The organism is Dactylosporangium darangshiense (assembly GCF_039537565.1).
Lineage (GTDB): Bacteria > Actinomycetota > Actinomycetes > Mycobacteriales > Micromonosporaceae > Dactylosporangium > Dactylosporangium darangshiense.
This window is the reverse complement of record NZ_BAABAT010000001.1, coordinates 788,973-801,359: the sequence shown is the minus strand read 5'-3', so window position 1 is coordinate 801,359 and position 12,387 is coordinate 788,973. Positions and strand designations below refer to the sequence as shown.

The 12,387-nt window shown below is 66.1% G+C and carries 10 protein-coding genes; 4 read left to right on the top strand and 6 right to left on the bottom strand.

Translation table 11 applies throughout. The features are described 5' to 3' along the window. Positions 1-313: 313 nt before the first annotated feature. From ABD901_RS03600 to ABD901_RS03590, 3 genes are all read right to left on the bottom strand, one after another. Positions 314-1,078: a hypothetical protein gene (locus ABD901_RS03600; protein WP_345121061.1), complete on the bottom strand. Its 765-nt coding sequence runs from the start codon at positions 1,076-1,078 to the stop codon at positions 314-316. A 271-nt stretch (positions 1,079-1,349) separates the two neighbouring features. Then, on the bottom strand, positions 1,350-1,670 hold the full coding sequence (locus ABD901_RS03595) for a hypothetical protein (protein ID WP_345121059.1): 321 nt from the start codon (positions 1,668-1,670) through the stop codon (positions 1,350-1,352). A gap of 241 nt (positions 1,671-1,911) precedes the next feature. Further along, positions 1,912-2,628, bottom strand: coding sequence for an SMI1/KNR4 family protein (locus ABD901_RS03590; RefSeq protein ID WP_345121057.1), 717 nt, complete (start codon positions 2,626-2,628; stop codon positions 1,912-1,914). A gap of 699 nt (positions 2,629-3,327) precedes the next feature. On the opposite strand from ABD901_RS03590, the gene ABD901_RS03585 reads away from it, so the two are divergent. Beyond that, positions 3,328-4,491 carry an IS110 family RNA-guided transposase gene (locus tag ABD901_RS03585; protein ID WP_345121055.1) on the top strand — a complete coding sequence of 388 codons (1,164 nt, stop codon included), beginning with the start codon at positions 3,328-3,330 and terminating at the stop codon, positions 4,489-4,491. A 513-nt stretch (positions 4,492-5,004) separates the two neighbouring features. Here ABD901_RS03585 and ABD901_RS03580 read toward each other — a convergent pair. Both ABD901_RS03580 and ltrA read right to left on the bottom strand, forming a co-directional pair. Further along, positions 5,005-5,550 carry a hypothetical protein gene (locus ABD901_RS03580; protein ID WP_345121053.1) on the bottom strand — a complete coding sequence of 182 codons (546 nt, stop codon included), beginning with the start codon at positions 5,548-5,550 and terminating at the stop codon, positions 5,005-5,007. 59 nt (positions 5,551-5,609) lie between these two features. Continuing rightward, positions 5,610-7,388 carry a group II intron reverse transcriptase/maturase gene (gene ltrA, locus ABD901_RS03575; protein WP_345121052.1) on the bottom strand — a complete coding sequence of 593 codons (1,779 nt, stop codon included), beginning with the start codon at positions 7,386-7,388 and terminating at the stop codon, positions 5,610-5,612. Positions 7,389-8,169: 781 nt separating this feature from the next. Between ltrA and ABD901_RS03570 the strand changes: the two genes are divergently transcribed. The 3 genes from ABD901_RS03570 to ABD901_RS03560 all read left to right on the top strand — a co-directional run bounded on the left by ABD901_RS03570 (position 8,170) and on the right by ABD901_RS03560 (position 11,484). Further along, positions 8,170-9,015 carry a YwqG family protein gene (locus ABD901_RS03570; RefSeq protein ID WP_345121050.1) on the top strand — a complete coding sequence of 282 codons (846 nt, stop codon included), beginning with the start codon at positions 8,170-8,172 and terminating at the stop codon, positions 9,013-9,015. Positions 9,016-9,295: 280 nt separating this feature from the next. Beyond that, positions 9,296-10,222: a hypothetical protein gene (locus ABD901_RS03565; protein ID WP_345121047.1), complete on the top strand. Its 927-nt coding sequence runs from the start codon at positions 9,296-9,298 to the stop codon at positions 10,220-10,222. Positions 10,223-10,971: 749 nt separating this feature from the next. Continuing rightward, the gene (locus ABD901_RS03560; RefSeq protein ID WP_345121163.1) at positions 10,972-11,484 is read left to right on the top strand and encodes a HEAT repeat domain-containing protein; all 513 of its coding nucleotides are present in this window, start codon (positions 10,972-10,974) and stop codon (positions 11,482-11,484) included. 423 nt (positions 11,485-11,907) lie between these two features. On the opposite strand, the gene ABD901_RS03555 is transcribed toward ABD901_RS03560, so the two are convergent. Further along, positions 11,908-12,318, bottom strand: coding sequence for a winged helix-turn-helix transcriptional regulator (locus tag ABD901_RS03555; protein ID WP_380137583.1), 411 nt, complete (start codon positions 12,316-12,318; stop codon positions 11,908-11,910). Positions 12,319-12,387 lie beyond the last annotated feature (69 nt).

Below are 12,387 nucleotides of genomic sequence, written 5' to 3'. Positions count from 1 at the left end.
GACGGCGCGGACGTCCTCGAACAGGACGTTGAGATGCTCGGCGTCGGCGGCACCGGCGTGGGAGTGCAGCAACAATTGTGAATGGCCTACGCCGTAGCGCCACACCCGGAATCGCCGGTCAAGCACGATCGGATCCATGCACCGATCATCTCTCGTCGGGAGCAGCCGGCCCCCCGGGCCTGTACGCCGCACCGACCGCCAGCGATCCGTCCAACCGGCGCGCTCGGACAGCGGCAAAGTAGTGCACAACTCGCCGACTGATCTTTCGCACGACCAGAGACCAGGAGACTACTTTCCGGTACTGGACAGGTGATCAGAACGGCGGGTCGGAAGCCCAGCGTTCAGGCATGAATTCAACCTCCGTGCCGGGTGCGGAGCTGGCGAGCTCCGCGAGCGTTGCGGGGTCTTCGCCCCACGCGAGAAGTGTGCGCTCGGCGCGGACGTGATGATATTTGTTGGGGCAGTTGGCTAGGACGTCCCTCAGCGGTGCAACGAGTCCGGCGCGGTGACCGACGAGTTCGGGAGCGTCGAGGAGTTGGCCTGCCGCGATGACGGCGGATCGGCGCACATCGGGATCATCGTCGCTCAGAAACGGGGCAACCGCGCCGAATATCGCCGGCCGAGCCCTCCTGAATGCGATGACTTCTGGTACGCCGTCCAGCGGGAAGCCGTGCTTACTGGCGAGCCGTCCGGTCTCGTCACCGACGTCGTCCGCCATGTCGCCGAGCCAATCCAGCAGCACGGCACGTAAGCAGCGGTACTCCGTTCGCCAGGTGGGGTAGCGGGCGTTGATGGCTCGGGCGGTCCACGGATCGTTCAAGATCCCGGCGATATAGAGAGCTGCGGGTGCGGTCGCGGAGTAGATGGTGTTCTGGTGATTTACTCGTTCGAGATACTCCAGAGCCTTCGCTCTGACTTCAGAGTTCTCGTCGGTTAATTGCGACAGCGCGACGGGGATGTCATCAGCACGCCCCATGGCGTGGCCTAGGGCCGCCCAATCAGGGTGCCAGAGCAGGACGTGCCGATCCGGCAATGGTGCTGTCGGGGTAGGGGTAGCGGCTTTACGGCTCGCGGCCACGCCTGGAGAGTACAGGGCCGGAGATCCGTGCCGTCGTCTCAGGCGACGCCTCGGTCTGTGGAAGCGACATGCACTCTTCTCGGCAGGACAGGAAGCCTCGGCGCCGCTTCGGCCTGTAACTCACTGTGACGACGACGGCCCCGCCGCCGCGCAACACTCGCGGCAGATCCGGATGTCATGCTGGTGCTATTGGCCGCGCTGTGACCTTGCATGCAGGGGGTGTCGCTGTCCGCGTCGTCGATGCCTGGCGGCCCTGGCGGTAATGCGGACGTCATCCGATCCAGATGTTGATCACAGTGTCAGCGTGTGGCGCGGCTACCGGTACGCCCTCGCCCGCGAAGATCTCCAGCTCTCCGACGAATCCGCTGAGGACGTGCAGCACGACGCTGACGTCGCCGCCAGACGCGGACACAGCGAAGTAGTCGTCACGCCCGGTGTCGCTGAGCCGCGCAACAGTCGTTGCGGGCACCTGCGGTCCCTCGGTGCGCAGTCCGACCGACGCGCAGCCACAGTCGCAGGTGGACACGACGCGCACCGTCGCGACCTGTTCGCTGAGGCTTGGGACATCGACGAACGTCACCAGCCGGACCATCAACGCATGCTCGGCCTCGGTGAGCGCCCTCGGTCGTGGCAGCCCGACGAGCGTCGGAACCGACTCGGTCACCGCGTCACGGTAGCGCTATGCCGGTCGCGGACAGCACCGGTTTCCCGTCCCGACGAGCGGTCGGGTCCGCGCCCGATCAGCGGCAGATGTGCGCGTCGCACTGGACCTGCTATCACCCGGGGGCCCGCCGCGTCACCGTCCCCGCTCTGAAGGTCATGGCCGCGGCCGATCAGCGGCCGTAGGAGTGCGGACCGCCCAGCCAGCGGCTTAGATACTCCGACTGGATATCGCCGGTCAGCAGGTCGGCCAGTGCGGTGGCGAATCCGGCTCCGTACTGCTCCCAGAGCGGTCCTTCCTCTTTGAGCATGACGGGCCAGTTGTCGGGGTCCGTGCCAGGTTTGACGTGCCAGAAGAGGAAGTCGCCGTTCCCGGTGTGTCCCCAGGAGATCAGGTCGTCGCCGGGCTCGAACCATGAGGGAATGTCTTCCCGGTCCGGGTTCCAATGCGACGCGTCACCCAGATGCCAGTCCCGCCGCCAGTTGCCCCGCCCGAAGAACTCCGCGCCGACGCACTCGTGCGCGTAGGAGTTCTGCCTGACCAGGTCCGCCCATTCCTCGGCTGCGTCGGGGGCGCACACGTGGACATGGTCATCGACCGAGCCCGGGCCGTAGGCGTCGATGAATGCCTTGTAGTCGCCAGGCAGTGTGACGCCGAGCTCGGTCTCCACCGCCGACCAGTCCTTGCCGTTCCCGGCGGAATCGGCCAGGGGCGGCAGATCCAGGATTTCAGCCAGATGCGCGGCAGCCTCGGCCGGCGTCCGCCGCGTTTCGGCGAGGTCCGCGACGGAGCGCTCACCGGACACGATGTCGTCCGGCCGGAGCAGGTCACCGCCGGTGCCGCTCACGATGGCGTACGACTCGGTGAGATCGACGACGACCAGTTCCACGTCGCGCTGCCGCCGGCCATGCTCCTCGCAGGCCAGGCGGAAGCGTTCACCCGGCCGTGCCCAGTGCCGCGGGTGATAACCCGGCTCGCCCTCCAGCCGCCACCCGTCCGGGACGGCCTCGACGGAATCAACGGAGAACTCGAAACGCTCAATACGCACAGTCCGTATCGTGCATGACCTTCGGAACCTGGCCCTACCGCCCTACCGCCCGATGGGATGCCCTCACGAACCCGTTCCGGCGGTTCCTCAGACGAACGAAGCTGGTGCAACGCCAGTGGTGTAGAACCGGTGTGCGTGTCCTCCTGGCCTCGGTCTTGCCGCCGGCGATGAGGATGTGGCCGTCGCTGTGGACTTTACGATCGAACCCGACGGCCTGGCCGGCGTTCGCGCAGCATGATCCGAGTGCGCGCTCATCGGCAGATCCGCACGCCGAGCAGCTGCTTGGCCATCACGCTGCGTAGCGCGCGGATCGCGGCTACTTGTTAACTGGCGGTACGACCGCAGCCCCGGCCAGGCTTGGTCGAGGTGATCGGGAGGATCGCTCCTATTGCGGCTGCCCACCGCAGTTTGGTGTGGCTCACTCATGGCGTGCGTCCTTCCGGTCACCGTGGCGCGGAGAGGCTCAAGAGGGGTATGCCCAGCTCAAAGTAGCGTTGCCCTCCTCGCTGACATCAGCATTGTCGTAGCGAGGAGAGATGGATGGCACGCGTCATCATCGGCATGGACCCGCACAAGCGGTCGGCGACAATCGAGATCATCAACAGCCGGGAGAAGGTCCTCGCGCAGGGCCGCTTCGGTACCGACCGTGACGGCTTTGCCGCGATGCTCAAGGCTGGCCGGCAGCACAAAGATCGGGTCTGGGCAGTCGAGGGCTGTAACGGCATCGGCCGGCACGTCGCCCAGCGGCTCGTTGCCGACCGGGAGACCGTGCTCGACATGCCGGCGAAGCTGTCGGCCCGAGCCCGGCTGTTCGACACCGCCCAGGGCCGCAAGACCGACCCGGCCGACGCGCACTGCGTGGCGGTCGCCGCGTTACGCGCCAGTGGTCTGCGTCAGGTGACCGTTGAGGACACCACGGTCGCCCTCAAGCTGCTGGTCGACCGCCGCGACACGTTGGGGCGGGCCCGGACTGACGCGGTGAGCCGGCTGCATCACCTGCTGCTCGAGCTCGTCCCCGGTGGAGCCAAGACGTTCCTGTCTGCACCACAGGCCCGCGCGTTGCTCAACACCGTCCGGCCGCGTGACATCGTCGGGCGCACCCGCCGGCAGTTGGCCTCGGAACTCATCACCGAGATTGCCGTCATCGACAAGAAGATCAAAGCTGCGAACACCCAGCTGAGCGAGCTGATCGCATCGACCGGCAGCACGCTGCAGCAGCTCAACGGGATCGGACCGTCTGGAGCTGCCCGGCTCCTGGGCGACATCGGTGACATCAACCGGTTCGCCAACCGCGACCACTTCGCGTCCTGGAACGGCACGGCACCGATCGACGCATCCTCCGGCGACCAGCACCGCCACCGGCTGTCTCGCATCGGCAACAGGCGCATCAACCGGGTCCTGCACATCATGGCCATCGTCCAGCTGCGCAACGACACCGAAGGCCGCGCCTACTACCGCCGCAAACTCGCCGCGGGCAAAAGCTCCATGGAAGCCATGCGCAGCCTCAAACGCCGACTGTCCAATGTGGTCTACCAGCACATGGTCAAGGACGCGCGACACATGCGGACGAGCCCGGGAGGGCAAACGGGAGCGACTCTGCAATCCAGCGCGGCCGGCTCGATCCCGACAGCCAGCACTTCGGAGAAGCCACTTCCCGGACCCGCCACAACCCACTCTAGAACACCCCTCCTCACGGCCTCTTGACACAGAGGGGTGCCATGAGCGGACACGCCGTGCGATTCGCAAGCCATCGTCCTGAGGCTCCTAAAGTGTTTCCAGCAGATCGCCCACGAGTTGGCGCCGCTCGGGATGACGGGCGAGATACTGGGCCACTACTTCGTCCTTGAGTTCGGAGCCTTCGATTATTGCGATCACGGCCGCATTTTTCTTGGACTCCGCCGAGACGGATCTGCCACGCTGGCCACTTCTCTAGGTCGTAGCCGACTCCCCGGGTTTCTGCCACCTTTTGCCGGGCCCGCACGATGGATTCGAGCATCTGTGCTCGTGGAGGGTCGACGCCGGCGCCAGCCCTTAGGAGTTCCCCTACTCTCCGCTGCCTCGCGGATACAGAATCAGGCACCGAGCTTTCTGGCTCGTTCACACAGCACTCCCAGATCGAATATGCACATCACATGATTCCGGTAGTAGATCAGTCCACGCTGAATCTGGCGCACGTCGGTCAAGGACCACAAGCAGCGCGAAGGTTAAACGACATGCTCAGATGAATGGGCCATCCAGTACCGTGTATTCACACCAGGCCCCGATCGCGTACTGCTTGGAGTACTCCCCCCTTTCCGCTACCTGCTCCGGCATCCACTCATCCGGCCCCGGATCAAGATCCAGCACGCATCGCTCGGATGTACAGTCCAACCTCAGGCCGTCCGAGAGGACGAAATAGGTCTGCCGCGTGCTGCAGGTGAATTGATATTCGAAGACGCCTCCGACTGCAAGCTGAACAAGACGCCATTCGTTCCCGTCGGTCGTATCCACGGCCTGGATGTCAAACGTGGCGACTCGACCGGCAACTGGCCCCCTCGGCAAATGCAGTCGAATCCCAGTGATTACACCATCCTCGAACTCCCCAAACCTTTCGACGAATTCCCTAGAATTCTCTGCGGAGAGTTTCATGAAGGTCATCTGTTGTCCATTCTCGACGATCCGGTCCTCCTCCCGGGCTGGGCGGCGCGGCCAACCGGAGGTTGCCTTGGAGCCCGGCGTAACAGCATGACGGCTGAGCGCGCCCTCATCGGCCGGGTAGGCCACGCGCATTACTGCGCGTGGCCCCCCTCAGAACCGGACGTGCGCGTTTCCGCGCATCCGGCTCAAGCAAGCCCTGTAGCGGGCTGGCGGGCTGCGGTGCTGGCCTGCCGCCGGTTGGGGTTGCGCCGGTGGCAGTGTGTGTGGAGGAGACGGAGTTGTGGTTCGTCCGGTGTTCCGTTGTCCCGTAAAGTGATGGCGTTGCGCGCCAAGGCTTTGCGGGTACCGCCCAGCCACTGTTCCCAGTCGCGTGGGGTTTGTGGCGGGTGATCGGCGTGCAGCAGCAGCTCGCCGCAGATGGCGCACCGGCCGTGTTGCTCGTCGAGCAAGCGTTGGCTGGTGTAGTCGACGGGTAGCCGGGTGGTTCTGCGCCGCCGTGCGGTCCAGTAGCCGGTCAGGGCCGGGTCATCTGGTGATGCGGCCCCGGTGACCATCTGGTGCCGGACGATCTTCGTCCAGGCGAACTTGTGCAGGTAGGCGCCACTGTCACGGTCGCCGAACACCCACACGTTTCGCCGGGACGTGTTGAACCTGCCGAAGTAGCGGCTGACGATCCACCTCGTCGGCTTGTTCCGATGCCTGTGCCTGGCCCACTTGTAGGTGAGCCTCCACAGGTAGTGATCCAGCGAGGTGAAGATCTCGCTGGACACCACATGCCGGTAATAGGCCGCCCAGCCCCGAACGATCGGGTTGAGGCGGGCGAGCACCTCGACCGTCGGTGCCCCTCGCAGGGACCGGATCTCGGTGCGCAGCCGTCCCCGGATCCGTCTGATCGCCGCTGTGCTCGGTTTGATCAGCAGCTTGCCGTGGTATCGGCGGACGTTGAACCCGAGGAAGTCGAACCCGTCATCGAGGGTGACGATGCACGTCTTGTCCTCGTTGAAGGCCAGCCCGCGGGGTGCCAGCCAGTCGGCGAGCCGTGCTTGGACCTGTTCGGCCTGCTGCCTGGTGTGGCAGAGGGCGACGAGGTCGTCGGCGTATCTGATCAGGACCGGAGAGTTCCTGCCGGTGTCGGCGCCGTGCGCGTCGAGACGGCGGTAGCGAACTCCAGCGGCGTGTTCCATCCCGTGCAGGGCCACGTTGAGCAGCAGCGGACTGACCACACCGCCCTGCGGCGTGCCCTGCTCGGTGACGGAGAACCGGCCGCGTTCGACCACACCGGCGCGCAACCACCCGGCGACGTGTTCCCTGGCCGGGAACCCGCCGAGCTGCCGGAGCAGGTGCTCGTGGTCGATCCGGTCGAACGCGGCGGTCAGATCCGCGTCCAGCACCCACACCCGGTGCGCGGTCTTGCCGCTGACCGTGTTGAAGATGGCCTGGATCGCGTCCTGACAGCCCCGGCCCGGCCGGAAGCCGTATGACTTCGGCTCGAACCGTGCCTCCCACTCAGGTTCCAGCGCGTTGACGATCCGGGCCTGCAACACCCGGTCGACGATCACCGGAATACCGAGTGGGCGTCGTTTCCCGCCTGCTTTCGGGATATACACCCGCTTGACCGGATGAGCCTGCCAGGGCCGATGCGCATCGATCCAGCCCGTCAGGCTCGCCTTGTCGTCGGCGGTCAGCACCAGCTGACCGTCGACGCCGGCGGTCAAGCGTCCAGCGTTGATCTCGGTCACCCGGCGCACGCTCACCAACGTGTTCGACCGGGATCGCAACATCAACTTCTGCAGACTGCGGACCCGTTTGAGGTCCCCCGCCTGCGTCGCCGTGAAGATCCGCTGCCGCAGACGCCGTACGTCGTCCTCAACCTTGCGCCAACGCACAGCGCTCCAGTTGAGAACATCGTCCTCAGGTCCGTTCACCACCCCGACCGAAGTCGCTGCGGCGTCCAACTTGTCCATCGGTACCGGCCTCATTGTCATCGTCTCGGCACAGGCTCACCTGACCCGCGTCAGCCCGCTCGCGCGGCCGGGCACCACGGCCTGGTATCCGGCCAGTTATCCACGGCACCCGCCTGGAGGGGCAGGTGCATCGCCGCGGTTTCCTGCTGCCTTTCGGCCACCGGCATTCGCTTCTCGGGTCATCCCAATCCCGCCGAGGACTTCCGCCTCCCTCACGGTCGGCCTACCAGCCGCGCCAGCAGCTGGACCTCGACGGGGTTCCCACGTTCCACACCGACGAGCTACGACCGGATTGGGTGCCTTCTCGACCCCGGGGACAGCGGTGCTCTCCCGGTCGGATGCCGTGCCCGACCGGCGCCTGCCGCTACGCAGCGGCTAGTCCCTCCACTCCGCTGTTACTAACCACCACGGAGCTACGTTTCACGAGGCATCAACGAAGGTTCACGCCATTCACCCGCCCGGTCTGCCCCTTGCCCGTGGCCCCCGGATGGAACAGGGGCCCTTCGGCTTCCTCTCGGGCTTCGCACCCCACCGTTACCAGCGACGCACGCCAAGAGCGGGGCCAGGCCATGAGCACGAGCCCGGAACTACACCACCGACATCAGTCGGCCTCCAATCAGCGAGTTCACTCGCAAGGTGTGACATCGTGTCGCAACGGCAGATCCGCGCACCCACAGTGGATCTATGCTCGCGGGCATGGACGCGCTTCTGCCGCGGCCACACCGGGCGTACGGAGCGGCCGCTGGCGATCGGTGCCCAGCGGGCTGAAAGGGGCGCACCTGTGGAGCTCGATATGGCCGGGTTGGCGGCGCTGTACGCCACGCTCGATGCAGGCGTCGCGACGGCCCTGGCCGGCCTGCAGCTGCCGTCGGTACGGCTCCGGGCGCCCGAAGCGTGCGCGTCGGACGCTGCGGTGACCCGGTTCGGGGGTGTGCCCCTCGTCGGCGCGGACTTCGCCTGGCCGCGTACAGAGGACGGGCGGCCGCTGTGCCTGGTCGGGCAGTGGCACTGCGACGAGGTGAACACGTGGGTCGGCGCGGCGGTCCTGCCCGCCGGGACGTTGCTCGCCTTCTTCTTCGATGTTGACGAGCAAGCGGGCTGGGGCCTCGCTCCGCAGGACGCCCGGCTCTGGCGGGTCGTTGCCGCCGACGCGGTCACCGCCGCCCCGGCGCGAGTCCCCGACGGCGCGGTCACGTTCCCGGCCAGGTGTATGGCGGGGCGCCGGGTGCTGAGCATGCCAGACGAGTGGGAGCCGGTGATAAGGGCGGTCTGGGCCAAGGACACCCCGGCGGCCTGGGCCTACCAGCGCCTTCAGCTCGACGATGGACCCGGGCCCGTGCACCGCATCTTCGGATGGCCGGACCTGCAGCAGGGCTCGATGCACCTGGACTGTCAACTGGTCTCCAACGGCGTCGATCTCATGGCGATGCGCGGCTACGGCGACGACCCTCGCGTCCCAGGCCTGCAGGCCGGCGCCGCGGACTGGCGGCTGCTGTGGCAGGTGGACACCGATGAGGACGGGCTCGGTTGGATGTGGGGCGACACGGGCGTGCTGTACTTCTGGATCCGCAGCGAGGACCTTGCTGCCGGCCGCTTCGACCGGGTCTGGGTCATCCTGCAGGGTTGAGACCAAGCGTCTCGGCGTCCCCTCCACGGCACGAGTGCCCGTCGGCGGCATTTTAAGCCGTCGCAGCGGAGGGTGACGATCTTCGGCCAGCCTTTGCGCGAGACCCGCGGCAGATCAGCACGCCACGGCAGGTTTGGTCGCGCCATCAGAGGGCCTCGTCCGCCACGCCGCTATGCCCGTGCAACAGGTAGTCGCGGGCTGAGGCTGAGGCCGTGGCATCAGCTCTCCCCTAATCCGTACGCTCTCCGTGGGCCTACGGAACGTCGTGTTGGAGGACTGAGTGGCGGTCGCGGTGCAACAGGTGTGGGAGCCGGCTGCAGCTGACCTTCGGATGCGGGGGCGGCCGCTGTGGTGGACCGTGAGCCCGTCACAGCAGCTTGCAGTGCTGTTCGTCAATCAAGGGCAGTTGAGCCATGCCTCGTCCATCGCCGGATGGCTGGGCTGGATGCCCGAGGTGCCCTTCGACGGCGTGCTGGTGATCCGGCAAGCCGACGGGTCGGTAGATCACCGCATCATCAGATCGATCCCTGTACGGCCCAGTCACATCGCCCTCCCGCCAGGCGGCCGGCTCCTCATCGTGAGTGGTCGAGCCCATAAGGATGAGAAAGGATTTTGGAAGCCGAACGCCCTTTTATATTCCCCGGAGGGTGCGGTGGAGGACTCCTTCTGCATCGGTGATGACATCGATGTTCTGGTGTCGGGTCAGGACGGATCAATCTGGACGGCCTACGGCGACGAAGGTATCTACGGCAGCCATCCGCAATCCGCGGCAGGACTCGCCGGTTGGGATAGCCGGGGTCAGACCCTCTGGGCGCCGAACGGACGCCTCCCAGAGTGGCCATTGGCAGGGTTCAGCGCCGCCACAGACGGTGATCAGGTGTGGCTGGCCTGGTACTCGCGACCCGGTGCCGGGGGCACCTTCTTGACCCGGATCACCCCCGCGACCGGCGAGGTGACCAGTTGGCCCTGTCCGGTCGAGGCCCCGGACGGTTTGGCCGTACGTGGCCATCACGCCATTTTGACTCGGCGAGTCCACAACAAGAACTCGACCGCGGTTACCCGGGCCGAGTTGGTCGACGGTTCATGGGCCACGACGGAACGCCAGATCGTTGAGACACCAGGTCCCGTTGTCATGCGATGCGGTCAAGGTCGCGATGGGGTCCTATGGCTTCGTGCCGGAGACACCTGGGTGCGCATCGAGGCGTGAAGTTAGTGTCACGCTGACGCCTCCACCGAACCACCGAGCGCCCGGCGCCCTTCATGTGGCTCATCTCGGTGAGAAGCGAAGCGGAATGGCTCCCACCCTGCGCGACTGGCTCAACTTCACCGAGAACGGACAGCCGACACCACGGATTGTCGACCGTTTGACACGGTCGGATGCGAGCGCACTACTTTCGGCAGATCAGTTCGCCAAGGTCCGTTGCGGTCGTCACGCCGCGTAGCGCGCGGAACGCGGCTATGGGCGGGCGCCTGGGTGCGATGTTGTGACCCGGCATGTGTGAGCATTCCACGGTGGTCATGGAACCGATCCCGAGCTACGACGATCTCGTATGGTTGTTCGAGGCTGAGCCGAGCTACCTGGACGCAGCCTAAGAACGTCCGGCGGACAGCCGACACGGTTGGCGCTCTCCGTGGCCGTACACATCGGTGACGTTTCGGGCCGTCCGGGCCGGGTACGGCATCGAATTGGATATCCAACCGGCTTACGAACAGGTCCGATTGCGGCTGCGAGCCGCAGCTGGAGGCCCTGAGCTAGTGCAACTCGATTTGACCGGTGTCCGTACCGTCGGGACCGACCGCACGCACGGGCACGAACTACTACGGGTCGACTTTCCCTACGATGCACCGGCCGCCACGCTGTGGCTGCGGATGAAGCCGGACGTCTTCCTACATTGGTCGTACGACTCCACAGGTTGACCTGAACACGCACGGACATCGGCATGTCCGTGAGCCGCTCTGCAGATCGAGCTGCCGAAGCGATGTACGGAGCGTGACCATCGTGGGCGAGGGCCAACGCCCGATCGGCGGCAGAAGCGGATACGGCCCACGGCATTGGAGGGCCTCGCGAACCAACCGGACGTCGAGCGGGCCGACGCTGTGGCCCGGTCGCTGCTTGACGATGCTGACCCGATGGTCCGTTCACAGGCTGCCGGTATGGTGTCCTTCCGGGCGAGGCCTGGGGCACTGGAGGTGTTGCTGCCGCTCGCTGATGATCCGGTTCCGCACGTGCGGATGGTCCTCGGCTGGTATCTGGGCGGGCTGCGCGATCGGGCAGCCGAACCCACGCTTCGTGCGTTGCTCGCCGATCCGGACGAGCAGGTGCGCAAGTTCGCAGCTCGCGGCCTCGCGAGGTTAACAGCAAGTAGTCGACCGCTGGGTGCCGACCAATCGCGACTGCGCACCACGAGCGCCCAGCGGCAAATCCGGATACCGGCCGTGTCCCTGCGGCCGATGGCGGCAACCGCGTAGCTCTGACAAGATCTTGCCGTGCCGACGACTTACCCGGACTGGCCTTCCACCAAGTCGGGCTGGGTGCCGTTCGCCTGGGGCGGGTTGGCAGCGAGCGTCTCGCTCGTCTGCTTGTATGCCACTACGCATTGGCTTTTCGGGCTTGGGCCGCAGTGGTTCGACGGGCTCTGGCAGGGCTGGGTCGCCATGGCCGGCGGCGCTGTAGGGCAACGCATCGCGCGGCGCCGACGAACGGCACCGGGACGCTGCTGAACAGACCGCGGCTCCTGATTGGCAAATCCTCCGGCCCCCTGCCCGCGGCGCCGATCGGGGGAGAATTACCTACAGAGGGCTCCGCGCCCCTTTCCAGCACCGACCGATCTAGGCGTCTTCGCCCCTGTCGTTGCAGATCCCGAGAAAGTCACTCAGAGAGAAGCGCACCCCCTATCGCTTCCCGGCGCGCTCGTCGTACTCCTCACGAGCTTCGAGAACTTCCCTGATGTGCTGCACCGACCAGTCCGTGAGCGCCTTCAGGGGGCCTCGCAGGGTCTCGCCGAGCGATGTCAGCTCGTACTCCACGCGGATCGGCGTCTCCGGGTACACCGTCCGGAGCAGCAGGCCGTCGCGTTCAAGCGTACGCAGCGTCTGGGCGAGCATCTTCTCGCTGATCCCTGAAAGCCGCTGCCGCAGCTGCGTAAAACGGCACGCCCCATGCCGGCCGAGCTCCCCCAGCACGAGAACCGCCCACTTGCTGCCGATCTGGTCGAGCACGTCACGCGACGGACAGCCACGGACGTAGGGGTCCCACGAGAATGTGTGCTCGTTCACGTCCCGGTATGTCGTCACCAACCCCACCTCGATCCTTACGTCGAGGTGGTCACCTTACCCGCAAGTGCGTCCTTACCAAAAGAGAGCGAGCAGGTC